Annotated in this window: 17 protein-coding genes; 10 read left to right on the top strand and 7 right to left on the bottom strand. The window is 65.3% G+C overall.

Annotated features, from left to right (window positions below; all coding sequences use genetic code 11):
* Positions 1 to 11: 11 nt before the first annotated feature.
* Positions 12 to 1,304: a PucR family transcriptional regulator gene (locus tag A2J03_RS19220; protein WP_156520466.1), complete on the bottom strand. Its 1,293-nt coding sequence runs from the start codon at positions 1,302 to 1,304 to the stop codon at positions 12 to 14.
* Between the two features lie 436 nt (positions 1,305 to 1,740).
* On the opposite strand from A2J03_RS19220, the gene A2J03_RS19215 reads away from it, so the two are divergent.
* The 10 genes from A2J03_RS19215 (at position 1,741) to lpdA (ending at position 13,990) form a co-directional block, all read left to right on the top strand.
* Entirely contained in the window at positions 1,741 to 2,274 is a 534-nt protein-coding gene (locus A2J03_RS19215; protein WP_197480860.1) for a cupin domain-containing protein, read from the top strand.
* A gap of 173 nt (positions 2,275 to 2,447) precedes the next feature.
* Entirely contained in the window at positions 2,448 to 3,797 is a 1,350-nt protein-coding gene (locus A2J03_RS19210; protein WP_197480859.1) for an MFS transporter, read from the top strand.
* Positions 3,794 to 5,035 (top strand): metal-dependent hydrolase family protein, encoded by a 1,242-nt coding sequence (locus A2J03_RS19205; RefSeq protein ID WP_068377128.1) that lies wholly within the window; start codon positions 3,794 to 3,796, stop codon positions 5,033 to 5,035. The genes A2J03_RS19210 and A2J03_RS19205 overlap by 4 nt, the downstream gene beginning before the upstream one ends.
* Positions 5,036 to 5,045: 10 nt before the next feature.
* On the top strand, positions 5,046 to 5,960 hold the full coding sequence (locus tag A2J03_RS19200) for an alpha/beta hydrolase (RefSeq protein ID WP_231912617.1): 915 nt from the start codon (positions 5,046 to 5,048) through the stop codon (positions 5,958 to 5,960).
* 31 nt (positions 5,961 to 5,991) lie between these two features.
* Positions 5,992 to 7,455: an FAD-binding oxidoreductase gene (locus A2J03_RS19195; RefSeq protein WP_082897939.1), complete on the top strand. Its 1,464-nt coding sequence runs from the start codon at positions 5,992 to 5,994 to the stop codon at positions 7,453 to 7,455.
* A 350-nt stretch (positions 7,456 to 7,805) separates the two neighbouring features.
* Entirely contained in the window at positions 7,806 to 8,897 is a 1,092-nt protein-coding gene (locus A2J03_RS19190; protein WP_068377127.1) for a Glu/Leu/Phe/Val family dehydrogenase, read from the top strand.
* Between the two features lie 52 nt (positions 8,898 to 8,949).
* Positions 8,950 to 10,080 (top strand): thiamine pyrophosphate-dependent enzyme, encoded by a 1,131-nt coding sequence (locus A2J03_RS19185; protein WP_156520465.1) that lies wholly within the window; start codon positions 8,950 to 8,952, stop codon positions 10,078 to 10,080.
* 1 nt (position 10,081) lies between these two features.
* Positions 10,082 to 11,056, top strand: coding sequence for an alpha-ketoacid dehydrogenase subunit beta (locus A2J03_RS19180; protein WP_197480858.1), 975 nt, complete (start codon positions 10,082 to 10,084; stop codon positions 11,054 to 11,056).
* Positions 11,057 to 11,064: 8 nt separating this feature from the next.
* A complete protein-coding gene (locus tag A2J03_RS19175; RefSeq protein WP_068377126.1) occupies positions 11,065 to 12,390 on the top strand; it encodes a dihydrolipoamide acetyltransferase family protein in 1,326 nt (441 codons plus the stop codon).
* A gap of 211 nt (positions 12,391 to 12,601) precedes the next feature.
* Entirely contained in the window at positions 12,602 to 13,990 is a 1,389-nt protein-coding gene (lpdA, locus tag A2J03_RS19170) for a dihydrolipoyl dehydrogenase (protein WP_068377124.1), read from the top strand.
* A gap of 167 nt (positions 13,991 to 14,157) precedes the next feature.
* On the opposite strand, the gene A2J03_RS19165 is transcribed toward lpdA, so the two are convergent.
* The 6 genes from A2J03_RS19165 to A2J03_RS19140 all read right to left on the bottom strand — a co-directional run bounded on the left by A2J03_RS19165 (position 14,158) and on the right by A2J03_RS19140 (position 20,109).
* Positions 14,158 to 15,465, bottom strand: coding sequence for an NAD(P)/FAD-dependent oxidoreductase (locus tag A2J03_RS19165; protein WP_068377122.1), 1,308 nt, complete (start codon positions 15,463 to 15,465; stop codon positions 14,158 to 14,160).
* 143 nt (positions 15,466 to 15,608) lie between these two features.
* Positions 15,609 to 15,932 carry a putative quinol monooxygenase gene (locus tag A2J03_RS32095; protein WP_068377119.1) on the bottom strand — a complete coding sequence of 108 codons (324 nt, stop codon included), beginning with the start codon at positions 15,930 to 15,932 and terminating at the stop codon, positions 15,609 to 15,611.
* Positions 15,933 to 15,964: 32 nt separating this feature from the next.
* Positions 15,965 to 17,431, bottom strand: coding sequence for an NAD-dependent succinate-semialdehyde dehydrogenase (locus tag A2J03_RS19155; protein WP_068377116.1), 1,467 nt, complete (start codon positions 17,429 to 17,431; stop codon positions 15,965 to 15,967).
* A complete protein-coding gene (gene gabT, locus A2J03_RS19150) occupies positions 17,428 to 18,714 on the bottom strand; it encodes a 4-aminobutyrate--2-oxoglutarate transaminase (RefSeq protein ID WP_231912615.1) in 1,287 nt (428 codons plus the stop codon). Before gabT ends, A2J03_RS19155 begins: the two co-directional genes overlap by 4 nt.
* Positions 18,715 to 18,838: 124 nt before the next feature.
* Entirely contained in the window at positions 18,839 to 19,609 is a 771-nt protein-coding gene (locus tag A2J03_RS19145) for a maleylpyruvate isomerase family mycothiol-dependent enzyme (RefSeq protein ID WP_068377173.1), read from the bottom strand.
* An 11-nt stretch (positions 19,610 to 19,620) separates the two neighbouring features.
* A complete protein-coding gene (locus A2J03_RS19140) occupies positions 19,621 to 20,109 on the bottom strand; it encodes an amidohydrolase family protein (RefSeq protein WP_068377113.1) in 489 nt (162 codons plus the stop codon).
* Between the last annotated feature and the right edge of the window lie 31 nt (positions 20,110 to 20,140).

Raw genomic sequence — 20,140 nt, 5'->3', positions numbered from 1 at the left:
CGTTCCTGGAGTCATCGGCCGAGCGTCCCGGACTTGGGTGTCAGGGCGCGGATCTTGAGTGCAAGGTGCAGCATCAGCCGGTCCGTCCCGGACCCGAGGTCACACCCGGTGATGTCCTCGATGCGCCTGAGTCGTTGGTAGAACGTGGCACGGTGCACGCAGGCGACGCTCGCGGAGCGACGGACGTCGCCGGCGTGGTCGAGGAAGCACTCGAGGGACTCGAGCAGGATCCCGTGATGGTCGGCGGTTGCGAGGGCCTGGAGGGCCTGGAGGGAGGACACTGACGCGATGTCGCTGCTGTTCATCCGCAGCAGCAGCTGATACGGGCCGAGGTCGGCCCACCTCGCGAATGGCGAGAACGACGCCACGAGATCCGCGGCACGCGCCGCCATCAGAGCCTGACGGTAGGAGAGATGTAGGTCGTCCAACTCCGTGACCACTCCGCCCAGGCCGAAGGTCACCTCAGGCTCACCCGATGTTCCTGTGGCCAGTCGGTCGGTGATCTGGCTGCGCAACGACTCGACGCGACGGTCAGACCACGGCTCCGCCCCAGCGAGCATCAGCCAGGCTCGCGCCGGACCTGCGACCGCCATGGCGGTGCCGGACAGCAGTCGTCCCGCAGCCTCTTGGACCACCTGCTGCAACTCGGGGTCGCCTGTCGTGGTGTTGGCCAGAGTCGTCGTCCGCACTGCGAGCACCTGATATGGCTGGGCGTGTTCGGGAAAGACCTGCTCGGCCCGTAGGTCCTCGACCGCCTGCGCCCGTGCTGCTTCGTCCGAAGAGACCAGCTCGCGCAACACGGCCTCGTGACGGTTCCTCAACCGTTCGCGCGTGAGCCGGCCGCGGAAGAGGAGTACGCCGGCCTGGGCAGCTGCGGCAACGGCCCGTTCGACGTCCGCGGGCCCGATGGGATGGGCCGGCCATTCGATGAGCCACATGAACCCCAGCGGCAAGCCGTGATAGCGGACCGGCACACATAACCTGCGCCTCAGGCCCAGCTCGGCGTCCTCGACCCATCCGGGCTCCGTCCAGTCCGCGATGCCCATGTCCAAGATGCGGTCGACGATCGAACCAGGCACCTCACGATTGAGGATCGAGCTCGATCGCAGCTCGTCCTCCTCGCCGAAGTGCCGACTCGACGCCATGAGCCGAATGGATGTGTCGTCCACAGCGACCGATCTTTGGAGACGGTCGGCAAGGTCGTCCACGATGGCCTGCACGGTGTCGAAGTCCGTGGTCGTCACCGCCGCCGACCCATGACGTCGATCGGGCCTGAAGAGGTCCTCTTCGGTGCGAGGTCTCACCGTACCGCTCCTTGACTCGAGTACCCGTCACGCCGTCGTGCGCCCCTCGGCAGGCGACCTGGGCGGGTTGACCTACGCTACCGAACTCGGACGGTCCCGGCATCCGACAGGTGTCGCGTCGATGGGCCCGAAGTCGCGACGGACGGCGCTTGGTCCACCACGCCGGGGCGATGCTTCGGGAGGACAGCGGCAGCTTGTGAACCCCACCGCCTCGCGGTGGTGCGCTACGTGGCGGTGCGAGGTCTCCTCCACTGATCCCGACACCTGTCGAGGAATCTTGGCCAATGTGGTGACAGTCCTCCGTGGCCGGGCGCCGTTGTCTTGATCAGGATGCAGGGAGGCGGTGGACGAGAACCGATCAGAAATAGTGGCTCTCGTTGCCCGAGACTGGCCGCCGATCCATGAACAGACGAAAGGAACGACCATGCTCCGACGAGTGATCTCAGCGAACGACGAAAACGGCAATCCGGTCTTCACCGAGGATTCCATGATCGAGGCTCGATCGGCCGAGGCGCTGCCCGGTGTGGCCATGCACCACATCTGGGGTGCCGACGGACGCGTTCTGCCACGAGATGGCTCGCAGCCGTCGTGGCACAGCCACTTCCCGCCGGCCGACGGCTGGCGTTTTGTGCTCCTCACTCTGCAACCAGGGCAGGCCGCTGCCCCGATCGACGCCCCGACAGAGAGCCAGCTGGAGGAGCTGGAAGAGGCCTTCCCCGGCCTCCTGACAACTGTCGAACCCGGCACGGAGGGCATGCATACCTCGGAGACAGTCGACCTGGTCGTGGTCGTGGACGGTCCCATCACTCTGGAGCTCAGCGACTCGCAGGTCAAAGACCTCCACACGGGCGACGTGATCGTGCAGGTCGGCAACGTGCACCGGTGGGTCAACCGGAGCAGTAAACCCTGTGTAGTCGCCGCAGTGGTGGTGGGCACGAGGTTCGAGACCAGCACTGCCGCAGCTTCCTGAACTGTCACCTCCTGCGGTGGCCCGCGACATCGGTCAAGCGGTCCCGGCTGAAGTCACGACAAATGACTACTGCCTCGACTATCGCCTCAGGTGATGCTAGTTCGACCACTGCAACAAGCAGAACCGGTGACATCAGACGGGCCACAGCGGGTGGCGTAGCGAAGGGATGCCTCGTGAGTAATGAGAACATGGACGCGCCTCGGAGAACGGCGAAAGAACCCAGCTTGCGACGCACCGTGGTTGCGGCATCGATCGGCAACTTCGTCGAGTGGTACGAGTTCGCGGTTTATGGCGTGGTTGCCGCGTTCATCTCCGTCGCCATGTTCCCGGCCGACGACCCCACGGCAGCCATGCTGAATACGTGGGCGGCCTATGGAATCGCGTTCCTCGTGCGCCCGGTCGGCGGGGTGATCCTGGCGCGCGTCGGTGACCGCTACGGGCGACGACACATCCTCTACGTGACGATCACGATGATGTCGGTCGCGACGTTCTCCATAGCGCTGATTCCGACGTACGCGACCATCGGGATTGCCGCTCCGATCCTGCTGATCTGCGCCCGCATTTGCCAGGGCATCGCCGCCGGCGGTGAGCTGGCCGGTGCTGCGGCCTTCCTGTACGAGCATTCGCCGGCGGACCGTCGGGCGCGCACGATCAGCTTCCTCGGCGTGAGCACGTTCTGCGCCATGGTCCTGGGTTCTTTGCTGGGAACGGTACTCACCGTGGCGTTGCCGGCCGACGCGATGCAGTCGTGGGGCTGGCGCGTGGTCTTCGCCACGGCTCTTCCTCTCGGATTCGTCGGTCTCTACATCCGGCGTTCCCTGGAGGAGACGCCCGAGTTCAGGCAGCTGCACGAGAAGCGCGCCGCCGATGTGACCGAGCCCAGCCCGAGCCCGGAGGGCTTCTGGCTGACCATGAGGGAGAACAGGCGTGCCATCTTCCTGTACCTGGGATTCGGTTCGTTCTACTCGATCGCCATCTACGTCAGCGTTGCCGCCTACCTGGCGTTTATGCTCGCCAACGGCTTCTCCGAGAGGTCGGCGCTGACGATCAACACCCTTTCCGGCCTCGTGATCATCGTGGGCATCCTGCTCTCGGGCGGTCTGGCCGACCGGATCGGACGCAAGCCAATCCTGATCAGTGGCGCCAGTGCCATGGCCGTGGCCGTCGTGCCGACCTTCCTGCTCGGCTCCACCGGAACGTTCGCGCTCGGACTGCTGGGCGCCCTGATCTTTGTCATCCCACTGTCTGTGTTCATCACTCCGGCCGTCATCAACGTCGTTGAGTTGTTCCCAACCAAGGTCCGTGTCACCGCCGGCGCTGTCGCCTACAACCTGACGGTCATCGTCGGCGGGTTCATGCCCTTCATCGCGGTGTGGCTCACCCAGGCTACGGGCTCCACCTTGGCCTTCCCGCTCTTCGTCGCATCGACGGCGGTCCTGGCCATCACCGTGGTGCTGGTCTGGTACCGCGAGCCGAAGGATGATCGAGTCTCAACCCCAGGAGTGGAGGAGGCTCGACGATGACACAGATCATCTTGGAGAACGCCCGGATCTTCGACGGTGTGTCCGAGGAGTGCGCCGACGGGATGGCGGTGCTCGTTGCGGACGGTCGCATCTGCGATGTCTCGGACCGTCCGATCCGCTCGGACGATGCGCTTCGGATCGACGTCGCGGGCAAGACCCTCATGCCGGGTCTGATCGACATGCACGTGCACTCGTACTTCTCGGACCTCGATCCGCGCGTTCTCAACGACCGCGACGCGCCCTACCGGACTGCGTATGCGATAAAAAAGCTCGGCCATGCGCTTGACAGTGGGTTCACAACGGTGCGTGACATCGGCGGGGGCGACTACCCCCTGTCCGCCGCCATTACCGACGGACTGATCCGGGCGCCGCGCTTCTACTACGCGGGCAAGATTTTGTCGATGACCGGCGGCCACGTCGACTACCGCACACCCAACGAGAAACACCACACGCATGGGTACTGCTCGTGCGAGGCGATGAACTGGGCCGGCGTGATCGCCGACGGTGTCGACGAGTGCATCAAGGCCACCCGCGAGGAGCTGCGCCGCGGCGCCCACTGCATCAAGATCGTCGCGTCCGGTGGCGTGATGTCCCCGAGCGACCCGATTTGGATGAACCAGTTCCGCGAGGACGAGATTCGCGCGATCGTCCAGGAGTGCGCCGAGCGCCGCACCTACGTCGCCGCGCACTGCCTGACGAGCGAGTCGACGCGCAGAGCGGTCGACTTCGGCGTCCGCTGTATCGAACACGCGGCCCTGATCGACGCCGAGACGGCGGGATTCGTCGCGGAGCAGGGCGCGTACGTCGTACCCACGATGGTCTGTCTCTACTCGCTCGTCGAACAGGGCCTGGAGATGGGGTTGCCAGGCGACCGCATGGACAAGCTTCGCACCATCTACGAGGACTCGATGGCCGGGCTGGACGTGATGCGCAGCGCCGGCGTCAAGCTCGCCTTCGGCACCGACCTGCTCGCCGGTTTCTACCCCCAGCAGACGCGCGAGTTCGAGCTCCGTCGCGAGGTCTTCACCCCTCTCGAGCTCCTTCGCCAGGCCACCTCGGTGGGCGCGGAGATCCTGATGCAGACGGAAAAGCTGGGCTGCATCCAGCCGGACGCCCACGCCGACCTCATCGTCGTCGACGGCGACCCACTCACCGACATCGGCCTCCTCGCCGCGGAGGGCCGCCACCTGGACCTCATCATGCGTAGCGGTGAGGTCGTCAAGAACCGCCTCAACTGAAGGAGCCCACATGAGTGACGAAGCAACGAAACGCAGTCAGAACGACGGCGTGACCGCGCCCGCAATGACGGTGGACCAGGTGTTCGGCTCGACAGAGTACTTCGAGATGGAGTCGCCGTCGGTCGGCGCCCGGTTCGCGGTGTGGGTGACCGTCTCCCCCACGTACGGCCAGGATGAGCAGGATTACCCCGTCCTCTATGTCACGGACGGCAACTACAGTCTGGGTCAGACGGCCCCGCTCGCCGTAATGCAGAGCGACCTGGCACTTCCCATTGCGCCTTACATTCAGGTGACCGTGGGCTACGCCGGAGTCGACGCTCAGGACTGGACCCGCGTGCGCAACCGGGATCTCGTGCCACCTGGCGAACCGATCCCACCGGCGATGCTGTCCTCGCTGGAGACGGCGATCGAGCACCAGCTGATGACGCAGGAGGAAGCCGACGCCTATCTCCACCAGCTCGCGAACACGCGTGCCGACGCATTCCTCTCCTTCATCACCGACGAGCTCCACCCGGAGATCACCCGTCGCTATCGGGTCGCCCCGGAGGGTCACGGGTTGTTCGGCTACTCATACGGCGGACTCTTCACGCTATACGCCCTGTTCACGGGCTGTCCCTTGTTCGCCGCCTACGGCTCGGGCAGTCCAGGCCTCGCCTCGTTGGAGAGCAAGCCTCTCACGCTCGCCGAGAAGCTGCCCGACCTCACAGGCAAGCGGCTCCACCTCACGATCAACGGGCCGGAGATGACGGGAGAGCTACCGATCTATCGCATGCTCGGACGCGGATTCACTCTGCTCGTCGAGTCCCTGCGCACGACCGACTCAGGACTCGCGCTGACTACACGAGTGCTGGGTGAGACTCACCTCACCGGTCTGCAACCCTCGTTCCTGAGCTTCATGCGCACCTGCTGGTCGAGTCCTGCATGAGTTCGGTCACCACTCACCGCGGAGCTTGCCAATGCTGATCGAACGCCTTCAAGAGCGCCTCCACGCTGACCGTCTGCAGCTAGGTCCCGAGGTGATGGCGGGTTACGCGCACGACGAGGCCGAGTGGGCACCCCACGGGGCGCCGCTCGTCCTCGTCAGGCCGCACACTGCCGAGGAGGTCCAGGAGGTCGTGCGCGCCTGCATCGAGTTCGGCGTTCCCGTGGTGCCCCGTGGGGCGGGCACCGGCCTGTCTGGCGGGGCGAACGCTGTCGACGGGTGCGTCCTCCTATCGACTGAGGCGATGACAGCCGTCACCGAGCTCAATACCGTCGAGCGGTTGGCCGTCGTGCAACCGGGCGTCGTCAATGATCACCTGCGCGCCGCGGTCGCCGAGCATGGTCTCTGGTACCCCCCGGACCCCGCCTCGTCGCCGTGGTCGACCATCGGCGGCAACGTCGCGACGAACGCGGGCGGCCTCTGTTGCGTGAAGTATGGCGTCACCGCCGACTACGTGCTCGAGCTGCAGGTTGTCACCGGCACGGGCGAGTTGGTCCGGCTCGGTCGACGCACGGCGAAGGGCGTTGCGGGGTACGACCTCGCGCGCCTGCTCGTCGGCTCCGAAGGAACACTGGGTGTCATCACCGAAGTCACGGTCAGGCTCCGTCCGCAACGAGAGCCGGAGCGTACCGTCGCCGGGTTCTTCTCGTCGATCGTCGATGCCGGGCGCGCAGTCACAGCCGTTGGAGCGGCGGGCATCGTCCCCTCCGCTCTCGAGCTCATCGACCGGCACTGTCTCGAGGCCGTCGACCGGTGGAAGAAGATGGACCTCGCCGTAGCGGCCGACGCCGTTCTGCTGGCGCGCTGCGACGTACCTGGCGCAGCAGGCGATGCAGAAGCGGACGCGATCCGTGACTGCTTCGAGCGCGCGGGCGCTACCTGGGCGGCCCGTTCGACCGACCAGCTCGAAGCGGACGCCCTGTTCGAGGCACGACGCCTGGCCTACCCGGCCCTCGAGCGTCTCGGCCCCGTGCTCACCGAAGACGTCTGTGTGCCGAAGGCAGCGGTACCGGAGATGCTCGCCCGTATCGAGGCGATCGGCAAGAAGCACGACACCCTGATCGCCAACATCGCCCACGCCGGAGACGGAAACCTGCACCCCCTGCTGGTGACGCCTCGTGGCAACGACGCGGCCAGGGAACGGGCGCAGCACGCCTTCCACGAGATCATCGAGGAAGCGCTCGCCCTCGGTGGCACTGTCACTGGAGAGCACGGTGTCGGTCTGCTCAAGATGGACGGCCTCGTCCGGGAGCTGCCGCCGGCGGTCATGAACCTGCACCGCGCGATCAAGACCGCGCTGGACCCGCACGATATCCTCAACCCCGGCAAGGTCATTGCCGCTGCCGGGCGTCGGCAGTTCGAAAGCGGAACCGATCGTGGATCAGCCACCCTGCACCGGTCCTCGCCGAAGGCTGATTCACCGCCCGCCTCCGTGTGAGTGTGTACGCGTCAGGCACTCAGGACGAGTCCGGCCGATCCGCTACCACATCACCGTTCCGCTGGACGTGGCGTTGACCTCGCGTCGGCGGACGTAGGCCCCCGAGGTGTCCGTCCCAGTCCCCCCAGCTGTGCTTGGACTCCCACGCCGCCGCGATGCATGCGGGCAGTCCGCGACGGGGCAACGTGTCGCGGAAAGTCGCCGACGACCGCGACAGTCGTCTGTAGACGCTGAGATCCGAGTTTCTCATTATTGAGTCAACGAAATGTCCGGTGTGATCCACGGGACAGTCATCCCCTGACCGGACGAGCAACGCGCCCGGAAGGTCAGTCGACGAAAGTTGCGCCGCCATGAGCACGAGCGTCCTCGACCAACCCTCCATCCCCCTCGCCGTCTTCGACCGAGCCGACGAACTGCGGGACGCCAATCACGAGCAGGTCGTGTTCTGCCGAGACGATCGGACGGGTCTCCGGGCGATCATTGCGATCCACGACACCACGCTCGGTCCAGGCCTCGGCGGTACGCGGTTCCACCCCTACGCGAACGAGTCGCTCGCGCTGACCGATGTGCTGCGGCTGTCCGAGGGAATGACGTACAAGGCGGCCGGCGCCGGCGTGCCCCTCGGCGGCGCGAAGGCCGTCATCATCGGCGACCCGGTAGCCCAGCGGACCGAGAGGCTTCTCGAGTCCTACGGCAGATTCGTCGAGTCACTTGGCGGCCGGTACTACACGGCCGCAGACGTGGGCACCACGTCCGAGGACCTCGACGTCATCGGGCGGACCAGCACCCACGTCGTAGGACGGACCACGGCCGCCGGCGGCTCCGGCGACAGCGGTTACGCAACGGCCCTCGGTGTCTTCTCGGCGATGCACGCCGCGGCAACGGCGACCTGGGGCGGGAACGGTCTGGCGGACAAGGTCGTCGGGGTCGAGGGAATTGGAAAGGTCGGGCGGCACCTCGTGACCTTCCTCCAGTCCGTAGGAGCCCGCGTCGTGGTCTCCGACCCGTTACCCGCCGCGCTGAGCGAGCTCGACGGGCACGATTCGCAGGTCCAGGTCGCGGATTCGGTGCTGACCGAGGAGCTGGACGTCTACGCACCGTGTGCATTCGGCGCGAGCCTGACGGCGGCCAGTGTGGCTCGGCTGAGCGCAAGAGTCGTTTGTGGCGCGGCAAACAACCAACTCGCCGACGGGAGTGTGGCCCGGGCGCTCACGGACAGGTCGATCCTCTGGGTCCCGGACTATCTAGCCAATGCCGGCGGGCTGATCCAGGTCAGCGGCGAGCTCACGAACGAGCGCCGGGCCGACGTTCTTGCTCGCGTGAGGCGTATCGAGCACACGGTAGGCGAGGTGATCCGTTCGGCGCTCGACACCGACGTCACGACGTCGCAGGCCGCGCGCAGCATCGTGCAACAGCGGCTTACCGCCGGACGGGAGAGCTGACGTGTCCACGCACCCGACGACCCTCGCTGTCACTTCCGAAAGGACTCTGCCCGTGAGCACGACCACGATCGCGACCACGCCCGACGTGGTCGGGGCGCTTCTCGTCGCCGCCCGTCAGGACGATCCGGCATCGACGGCTCCGTTTCAGCTCGTCGACGAGAGGGGTGAGCTCACTCCCGCCGGTCAATGCCTCGGTGTGGACCTCGAGCTGGCGAAGAACCTCCACACTGACATGGTGCTGGCCCGTCGACTGGACCACGAGGCGCTGGCCCTCCAGCGGCAGGGGGAGCTGCACCTGTGGCTCATGGCCTGGGGACAGGAGGCAGCCCAGGTCGGGTCGATACGCGCACTCCGGGACACCGACCACGTCTTCCCTAGCTACCGCGAGCACGCGGCGCTGCTGTGCCGGGGCATCTCGCCTGCCGACCTCCTGCGGCAATGGCGTGGGGCAGCCCACTCGGGCTGGAACCCTGCGGTGTCGCACGTGCACATCAACTCGCTCGTCCTCGGTACCCAGACCCTCCACGCCACGGGTTACGCCGCAGGTGTCCGGCTCGACCGTTCCGACGAGGTCGTCATGACCTACTTCGGGGATGGCGCGGCCAGCCAAGGTGACGTCAACGAGGCGCTGAACTGGGCGGCCGCGGGCACCCTCCCGGTCGTGTTCTTCTGCCAGAACAATCAGTGGGCGATCTCGACCCCCACGGTCACGCAGATGCGTACTCCACTCCACGTCCGCGCCGCCGGATTCGGGGTCGCGGGCTACCACGTGGACGGCAACGACGCGCTCGCCGTACACGCCGTCACCCAGCACGCGGCCGCGCGGGTCCGAGCCGGGGAGGGACCGGCACTGATCGAGGCCCAGACCTACCGCCTCGCCGGACACTCGAGCTCGGACGACCCCACGCGCTACCGCACCGACGATGAGCTCGCCGGTTGGAAGGCGAAAGACCCCGTCGCCCGGCTCGAGCGACTCCTACGCAACGTCGGCGTCAGCGAGCGCCACTTCAGTGACCTGGAAGTCCGCGCCGATGTCTTCGCGGCCGAGGTCCGCGAGCAGTGCAAGTCTGTGCACGGCGACGACCTCGCCGTCGTCTTCGAGCACACCTACTCCGAACCGCACCCGGTCATGCAGTCCGAACTCGCGCAGCACCTCGCCCACCACGGCCGGACGGTGGCCTGACGTGAGCACCCGATACGCCCTCGGCGCCGCGATCAACGCGGGCCTGCGCGCCGCGATGGCTCGTGACGAGAAGGTCCTCATGATGGGTGAGGACATCGCCACCCTCGGTGGCGTCTTCCGCGTGACCGACGGACTGGCAGCGGAGTTCGGCGCCGAGCGCGTCGTCGACACCCCGCTTGCCGAGTCCGGCATCGTCGGCAGCGCAATCGGTTTGGCGTTGCGCGGGTACCGGCCCGTCTGTGAGATCCAGTTCGACGGCTTCGTCTACCCCGCCTTCGACCAGATCGTCAGCCAGCTCGCCAAGATGCGAGCCCGCTCGCGGGGACACCTCTCCCTGCCGATTGTCATCCGCATCCCCGTCGGCGGCGGCATCGGTGCGGTCGAACACCATTCGGAGTCCAACGAGGCTTACTTCGCCCACACGGCCGGGCTGCGGGTCGTGTCGTGCTCCACCCCCGACGACGCGTTTCACATGATCCAGCAGGCCATCGAATCCGACGATCCGGTCATATTCTACGAACCCAAGCGGCGCTACTGGGACAAGGCGGAGGTGTCGGTAGAACCCACCCGATCCCTGCACGAGGCGGCAATCCTGCGCGAAGGCGCCGATTGCACCCTGGTCGCTCACGGGCCGACTGTGGCCACAGCTCTGGCGGCGGCAGCCGCTGCGCAGGAGGACGGTTTCTCGGTCGGCGTGGTCGACCTGCGCACGATCTCCCCGCTCGACGTTCCGACACTGCGCAAAGTGACGGCCGAGTCCCATCGCGTCGTGGTGGTCCATGAAGCTTCGACCTTCCTCGGCATCGGCGCGGAGGTTGCCGCCACCATCACGCAGGAATGCTTCTACGACCTGGAGGCGCCCGTCCTGCGAGTCGGTGCCTACAACCTTCCCTACCCGCCCGCTCATATGGAGGACCGCTTTCTTCCCGACGTCGACCGGATCCTCGCGACCGTCGACGCCAGCCTGAACTTCTAGGAGACCCTGTGTTCGAGTTCAAGCTTCCCGACGTTGGCGAAGGTCTCACCGAGGCCGACATCCTCGAGTGGCAGGTTGCCGCGGGCGACACCGTGGAGGTCAACCAGATCCTCCTCGAGATCGAGACGGCCAAATCCGCCGTCGAGCTCCCGTCTCCAGTCGCCGGCACCGTCACGGTCCTGCACGTCGAGCCCGGGCAGACCGTCCCGGTCGGAGCCGTCATCGTCTCGATCGAGGACGGGATCGAGTCCTCGGCTGGGACCGGTGTAATCGCGGCCTCCTCCGTCGGTGGGCCCGCGACGGAGGAGGTGGTCGAGGAGAAGCCATCGGTGCTCGTCGGACCCGGCCCGACCGCCGCTGTTCCTCGGACCCGCCGACTGGCACGCAGGAGCGTCGCCGTTCCAGAGCAGAATGCCGTGGCGCCCCTACGCGGTGAGGCCGTCGCCAAGCCGAGCCGGGGCGCGACCCGCGCCAAGCCTCCGGTCCGTCTCCTGGCCAAGCAGCTCGGCGTGGACCTGACTTCGGTCGTCGCGTCGAATGGTGAGGTCATCTCCCGTCGGGATGTCGAGGCCGCGGCCGGCGCGGGGGCCCGATTCATCCAGTCGCCACCACGGATGGCTGCGGAGTCTGGAGACCGCGAAACGAGGACGCCCATCAAGGGGGTGCGCAAGGCGATCGCCGCGGCCATGACGAGCTCGGCCTTCTCCGCGCCGCACGTGACGCTTTTCCTCACGGTGGATGTGACGCGGACGATGGAACTGCTCGCCAGGCTCAAGGCCGACCGGCACTGGTCGGGCGTACGTCTCACTCCGCTGGTCCTCGTGGCTCGTGCCCTTCTCATGGCCATCCGTCGCCACCCCGGCATCAATGCACGCTGGGACGAGGCCGCACAGGAGATCGTGGAACCGCACTTCGTCAATCTCGGGGTGGCGGCGGCGACCCCGCGGGGTCTGATCGTCCCGAACATCAAGGAGGCGCAGGATCTCGACCTGCGCGGCCTCGCGGATGCCATGGCCGAGCTGGTGGCCACTGCGCGTGCTGGCAAGACTTCGCCCGCGGAAATGACGCAGGGGACCATCACCATCACCAACATCGGTGCGCTCGGCGTTGATGCCGGCACGCCCATCTTGAACCCCGGTGAAGCGGCAATCTTGGCCTTCGGCAACGTGCGGGACACCCCGTGGATCGTCGACGGGGAGATCCGTATCCGCAAAGTCACGCAGCTTGCGTTGTCGTTCGATCACAGACTGGTCGACGGCGAACTTGGGTCGAATGTGCTGGCGACGCTGGGGCGCCTGCTGGGGGACCCCAGCGAGGCCTTCGTGCTGTCGTGAATGGCCGGGCCCGGTACGCCGCGGTGAGCAGGTCTCATCACCCCGTGGAGCATCAAGCCGAGCTAGAGGAGTTTCGTCGAGCTGGTCGAGACCACCGCCATCGGCTTGGTCGGCGTCATGTCCTACCCCTCCGTCCGCTCCTCACCGCACCGCGCCGGCTGCCTCTACCAGCAGGCCACCGAAGCCCGAACGAGCAGAGAGAACCACTGACATGCCGAATGTGTACGACATCGTGATCCTCGGCGGCGGGAGCGGCGGTTACGCCGCGGCACTCCGCGCCGACCAACTGGGCCTTTCGGTGGCCATTGTCGAGAAGGGCAAGCTCGGTGGCACGTGCCTGCACAACGGTTGTATCCCCACCAAGGCGCTGCTCCACTCCGCCGAGGTCGCCGACGCGGCTCGCGAGTCCGAGTCCTTCGGCGTGAAGGCCTCGTTCGAGGGCATCGACATGAAGGGCGTCAACGCCTTCAAAGCCGGCGTCGTCGAGCGCCTCTACAAGGGCCTGCAAGGACTACTCGCGTCCTCCGAGAGCCTCACGATCATCGAGGGGGAGGGCAAACTCGTCTCCACCGACGAGAACGGTGGCGGCACCGTCGAAGTGAACGGTGAGAAGTACACCGGCAGGAACGTGATCCTTGCGACCGGCTCGGCCCCCCGAACCCTGGGGCTCGACATCGGCGGACGCATCGTCACCTCCGACGAGGCCCTGGAGATGAGCGAGGTCCCCGAGCGCGTCGTTATCATCGGCGGCTCCGTGATCGGTGTCGAGTTCGCGAGCATCTGGAAGTCGTTCGGCGCCGACGTCACAATCATCGAGGCAATGAAGACGCTTGTCCCACTGGAGGACCCATCGCTGAGCAAGCAGCTCGAGCGCGCGTTTCGCAAGCGCAAGATCGCCTTCAGGACCGGCGTCAAGTTCACGAGCGTCGAACAGACCGACAGCGGTGCCATTGTCTCGCTGGAGAACGGCGACACGATCGACACCGATGTGGTGCTCGTCGCCGTGGGCCGCGGCCCACGTAGCGAGGGCTTCGGGTTCGAGGAAGCTGGGGTCACGGTGGACCGTGGTTGGGTGCCCACCGACGAGCGTTTGCGTACCAACGTCGAGGGTGTCTTCGCGGTCGGCGACCTGGTGCCCGGCCTACAGCTGGCCCACCGCAGCTTCGCGCACGGAATTTTCGTGGCCGAGGAGATTGCCGGCCTCGACCCGCAGCCGATCATCGACGTCAACGTCCCGCGCGTTACGTACTGCGAGCCCGAGCTTGCCAGCGTAGGCATCACCGAACCCCAGGCCGTGGAGAGGTACGGCGAGGACAACGTCGACATCGTCGAGTACAACCTCGGGGGCAATGGCAAGTCACAAATCCTCCAGACCGCGGGCATCGTCAAGCTCGTTCGTGAGAAGGACGGCCCGATCGTCGGGGTCCATATGATTGGCAGCCGATTCGGTGAGCAGGTTGGCGAGGCTTCGCTGATCGTCAACTGGGAGGCCTACCCCGAGGACGTCGCTGCCTTCATCCACGCGCATCCCACGCAGAACGAGTCCCTCGGCGAGGCCGCACTCGCACTGGCCAACAGACCGCTGCACTCCCACAACTGACGATGCGTCAGCCCTCCACACCCGCAGCACGAAATCCGGAATATGACCGTGGTCCCAGACGATGCAGCCACCGCAGCGCAACCACGATCCCGGCCGCCGTGACGAATCGAGCATGAGCAGGCCGGGAATGTCGTGGAAGCGCTGTCACTTTCTGTCCGGCCGGTCCGTTACCCCATCACCGTTCCGCTGGACTCGGTGTTGACCGGGCGCCGGCGGGAGTAGGACCCGAGGTCGACTGTGAGCCCGGTCCGTTCCCCGCGGTACTGGACCGGGTCGCCGTCGTGGTCGTGCCCGGCCTCGACGGCGAGGATGATGTCCCGCATGAATTGGCCAGCGACCGGAGCGTTCTTGAATTGGTTGCCGCTCGTGCCGATCGCGACGTAGAAGCCGTCGAGGCCCGTGCGGTCATAGATGGGCGTCCAGTCCGAGGACACGTCGTAGACCCCGGCGATGCCCCGCGGCCGCGAGGGTACGCCCAGCTCACTGAAGCGACGCGCTGCGCGGATCACCTGTGCCTCGAACGCGGTGGGGGTCGGGTCGAGGTCAGCGGCATCCGGGTCGTTGATCCACGGCAGCGGATCGCACTCGGGCTCAGTGCCGCCGATGTAGAACCCGTCGCCGGGTGTGCCACGCATGTATGTACCAAGGTCGAGGTCCGCGATGACCGGGCCGATGCGGTCCCCGTCGTTGAAGCCCGGAGGCGCCGTTACGTGGTGCACCTCCTGTCGCATCGGACGGGTCTCGATCGTGAAGTCTTCCCCCACACCGGCCATGTCGTTCAACATCGGCGACCAGGGGCCGGCAACGTTGACGACGACGGGTGCGCTCACACGTGTCCCGTCCGTGAGGTCGACACCGGCGACGCGGCTGTCGGACCGTCTCACGGCCGTGACCTGGCTTCGGAACAGGAACTGTGCGCCAGCCTTCCGCGCTGCGGTGGCCAGGTTGACGGCGGCCAGCATCGGGTCGTCGACGTAGCCACCGTCGGGAGTCCACAGGGCACCGAGTCGGCCCACTGGGTCGCCCCAGAATGCCTCGTCGTCAAGCCGCTTGGGAGGCCAGAAACGGCCCGGGTCGATGCCGGGAACGCTGGCGGCGAGCGTGGCTGCGTCCCACAGCTCGTATGGCACGCCGGCCCGGTCGAACAGGGGCATCACCTTTTCGGTCGGGGCCACATCGACATCGAGGAACACCATTCCGGTGCGGCGGAAGCCGGCCATTCCCGCGGGGTCGACCATGCCGAGGTGGTCAGCCCAGTCCACCCAGCAATGCTTGGACTCCCACGCCGCAGCGACGCTGGGGAAGATCGAGTAGTTGAACCGGACCACGGCGCTCGAAGCGCTGGTCGAGCCCTGGCCGGGTCCGTGTAAACGGTCGACGACGACGACCCGCAGGCCGGCGCGAGCGAGCTCTAGTGCCGTCGACGAGCCGATGACACCGGCCCCGACGATGATGGCGTCCGCAATGAGATTCACCCCACAATGGTCAGCCGCCGGCAGGCGCCCCGGGAATGGTCGTCTGTCAACGAATCGAGTGGCCGATCGCGACAGGAGAAGCGCTGCCAGTCGTCTCTTGGTTCGTCATGGTCCATGGGCCTTCAGCGAAAGTGGCTCACCCACTAGGTCGTGGCTTCGTGGGTGTACGTGCGTACGACACGTTCCGTAAGAAGGGGGAGAATTTTGCCTTTCCCGATCTCCTCGAAATGGGACGACACCCGGTGCGCGTCGAAGCCCGCTTCGTCGAGGTACGTCTCGAGTATCGTTACATGCAGGCTATTTCGGACGTTGCGGAAGTACTCGTAGCCGAGATTCGCTGGCTCATTCCGGCTTGCTGCGGCGAGTCGAGCGAGATGCCCGAGAACTTCGTCTGAAGTTTCAGTGCGCAGCCAGTACTCGGCGACGACGTGAAAGTTGACAGAATCGCCCTGTCTGTCTCGCGGCACGTACCCACCCTTTTTTGTGTTCGTCTTTGTTGCTATCGCGGTGTCAGCGTGTATTTGGTGGACAGAAACTCTCGGATTCCCTCGAAGCCCCCTTCACGCCCGATCCCCGAGTGCTTGATTCCTCCGAACGGTGCTGCTGCATTCGAGACGAGACCGGTGTTGAGTCCCATCATGCCGGTCTGAAGTTTTTCTATCATCCTCTGACTTCGGCCGAGGTTCTCGGTGTACACGTAGCTGACCAGGCCGTACTCCGTGTCGTTGGCGATCTGCACGGCTTCGTCTTCCGATGCGAAACGGATGATGGCCAACACCGGACCGAAGATCTCTTCGTTGACCAACCGAGCGTCGGGACCGACCTTGTCGATCACAGTGGGCTGAAAGAAGTTACCCGGTCCTGCGACGGTGTCGCCGCCGGTGACTATCTCCGCGCCCGTTTCCACTGCGTCGGCGACCAGAGCCACCGTTTTTGCGACCGCTCTTCTGTCGACCAGTGCACCGATATCGTTGCCTTCGTCGGCACCACGACCGATCTTCATCGCCGCAACTTGTTCACTCACACGACCGACGAACTCGTCGGCGATAGAATCGTGTACCAATATACGGTTCGCGGCTGTGCAAGCCTGGCCGATGTTACGGAACTTGGCGAGCAGAACGCCCTCCACCGCTCGGTCGAGATCTGCGTCGTCGAACACCAGGAAGGGCGCGTTGCCGCCGAGTTCCATCGACGTCCGCAAGACGTTCGGTGCGGCAGCCTCGAGAAGCTTGACACCGACGGCCGTCGAGCCCGTGAAGCTCAGTTTACGGAGTCGCGGATCTGCCAGCAGCACACTGGATTGCGCGCCCGGGTTCGAGGTGGGCACGACGTTTACCACCCCCGGCGGAAGCCCTGCCTCTTCCAGCAGCTGCACAAGGTAAATCGTGGTGAGGGGCGTCAGTTCCGCCGGCTTGATGACAGCCGTACATCCCGCGGCGAGTGCCGGGGCTATCTTTCTGGTCGCCATCGCGAGTGGAAAGTTCCATGGCGTGATGAAATAGCACGGTCCGACGGGCAGATGTGACACGGTGATGCTGCCGGTTCCCTCCGGGTTCCGTCGATAGTCCCCCTGAACGCGCACAGCTTCCTCGGAGAACCACCGTAGAAACTCGCCTCCGTAGACGACCTCCCCGCGAGCCTCGGAAATGGGTTTGCCCATTTCCACGGCGATCAAGAGTGCGAACTCTTCCTTACGCTCTATCAGGAGGTCGAAGGCTCGACGCAGGATGTCCGAGCGTAGGCGGCTCGGGGTTTCCGCCCACTCCTGTTGTGCTGCAACGGCTGAGTCGAGCGCGCGAACAGCATCCTCGACAGTTGCGTCGGCGACGGACTTGATGACGTCTCCGGTTGCGGGGTCTTCGACGGTAAAAGTGGCGCCAGAACTCGATGGTCCCCATGTTCCACCGATGCCGATCCCGGCCTGGACCTTGTGGAGTAGGTCCTGTTCATGCATTTCGAGGGTCATGGCCTGTTTTCCTTTACGTGTGTAGTCGGTGCATGCGCGCGGAATCCGTCGACGACGACGCGGAGACCGTCGCGCAGCAACTCGTCCGAAATAGTGAGTGGTGGGAGAAATCTGATGACGCTTCCATAGGTGCCGCAGGTGAGTACGACTACGCCGTGGTCCGCGGCGAAGCGCGCGACGGATGCCGTAAGTGACGGGTCCGGGTCACCGCTACCGGGGAGCACTACCTCGACGGCCTTCATCGCTCCGCGGCCTCGAACGTCTCCGATGCGGTCGTCCGAGTTGGCCAGTTCGAAGAAGACCTCGTCGATGACTGCCCCGATCTGGCGCGCACGAACGGCAAGGTTGTGCTTCTCGTACGTTTCGATAGTGGCGAGTGCTGCGGCACAGGCAATCGGATTCCCGGCATAGGTACCCCCAAGACCGCCGGGCTGGGGCGAATCCATGATCTCCGCTCGACCCGTCACCGCGGCCAAAGGAAGCCCGCCCGCAATGCCTTTTCCGGTCGTGATGATATCCGGTACAAGGGTTTCGTGATTCGACGCGAACAGATCGCCTGTGCGAGAAAACCCCGTCTGGACTTCGTCGAGAATGAACACCACACCGTTCGCGGTTGCCCAATCCTGTAACGCAGGAAGAAAACCTGGAGCCGGTTCGATGAATCCGCCCTCACCCTGAATTGGCTCGATCACTATCGCCGCAAGGTTGGATGCGCCGACTTGTTTGTCTATCTGCAAGAGCGAATATCGTGCGGCCTCTTCGCCAGTCAAACCGTCGCGGAACGGATACGAGGTCGGGACGCGGTAGATATCGGGCGCGAACGGTCCGAAACCGTCTTTGTACGGCATGCTCTTCGCCGTCATGCTCATCGTGAGGTTGGTCCTGCCGTGGAACGCATGATCGAAGACCACCACCGCGTGTTTGCCTGTGAAGGACCGAGCGATCTTGATTGCGTTCTCGACGGCTTCCGAACCCGTGTTGAACAGCGCTGTGCGTTTCTCGTGGTCGCCCGGGGTGATCGAGTTGAGCTTCTCGGCGACAGCGACATAGCCGTCGTACGGGGTCACGGTGAAGCACGCATGGGTGAACTGCTGCACCTGGTGGGTTACGGCCTCGACAACAGCGGGAGCCGAGTTGCCGATGCCGGTCACAGCGATGCCGGACCCGAGATCGATCAGCGAATTGCCGTCGGCATCGATCAAGATCCCGCCGCCGCCCGCAACGATCGACACGGGCACGACATGGCCGACGCCCGCAGCAACAGCGGATACTTTCCGCTGCATGAGTTTCTGTGATTCCGGCCCGGGAATTTCGGTTACGAGTTCTCGACGCTGTGGAACCAATGGGCCACCGAGAATGGAGGAGACTGACAATTTTTCCCTTGTCGTTCAGTGTCGATAGTGGAGGTCAAAGCCAGCGACGCGCTGTCGGAGCTTCGCCGATCTCACGGCCCGACACATCGAGAGCGGACACTCCTGCGTGCCTGCGACCGGTCGCCCACAGCATCAAGTTCGGCAACGATCCGGACACTGTCGCTCGAGGATCAGCGGTGGCGGGCACGACGGCGGGGCTCGGCACCAGCTCGAGCCGCTCGCCGGTGACTGAGACCACGGCATGTACCCGATGACTGTCCCGGGTGGCCCAGGTGTCCAAGACGTTCTGGACTATCCGTCGCTGCACTGCGGCCGGGACGTCCGACTCACTCGCGACATGGTCGAGGTCCACAGCATGTAACCACAGTTCACGGGCTCGCATCCACACCGTGTCGCGCACTGGTATGCGTGCGCCCTGCGCGTTGCTCACCTCGTCTGCCCAGCGATCGTCGGGAACAGCCCGCCAGGCCAACGTAAGCGCGTTCGCCTCGCCGTGACTCAGCCGCAGAAGTTCGGTAGTCGACATCGGCGCTCCACAGTCTATTTCCCGGTTGCGTGCATCGGCTGACTCGTACATCGCATGCTCGATATCCGTTCTTGCCCAATCGACAAGGCGGGTAAGCGCTCGGGCGTTGAACCCGACGTGTGCGATCACGTGCGCGCGAGTCCAGCCAGGAAGCAGTGATGGTCCACGCAGTCGGTCGTCTCCGAGCTCGGAGATCGTTCGGTCGAAGTGGACTTGGCCGGCTTCGGCGTAGTCGAGATCGAGCGCGAGGCTGTCGGCCGGCTTTCGGACCGCATTCATTGCATTCTCCTTCACACGATCACCTGAGGTTTCGCCGAACCTGGTCGGCTGTCGTACGTGAGTTTTCCCCCGACAATCGTTGCGACGACGTCGATGTCGGTCACTTTGGAGGCAGTGAGCGGTGACTCCGTGAACACAGCGAAGTCGGCAAGCTTGCCTCGTTCGAGCGTCCCCTTGTCATCGATCTGACCGGTTGCACGCGCCGCCCATTCAGTGTGCGTGCGAAGCGCCTCCTCCGGCGTGATCGCTTCTTTAGGCGCCAACTCGTATCCGGACTCGGTACGACGGTCTATCGCAGCCTGCATGCCCCTGCGTAGGTTGTTGTCGGCGACCGGAAGGTCGGAGGAACCTGCGAGGACAACACCCGCGTCGATGACGGTCCTTCCTCGGTAAAGCCAGGACTCCCGGTTGCTCCCCACCAGGTCGGCGATCTGATCACCTAGTAGTACTTTGTTAGGTCGGCGTGTCGGCTCGAGTTTTCCGTCGATTCTCGAGACCATTCGTGGATGGATACGTCAGAACTCGACGAGG

The organism is Rhodococcus sp. EPR-157 (assembly GCF_001647195.1).
GTDB lineage: Bacteria > Actinomycetota > Actinomycetes > Mycobacteriales > Mycobacteriaceae > Rhodococcoides.
Note: the sequence above shows the minus strand (reverse complement) of the source record. Positions and strands in the feature narration are given on the sequence as shown.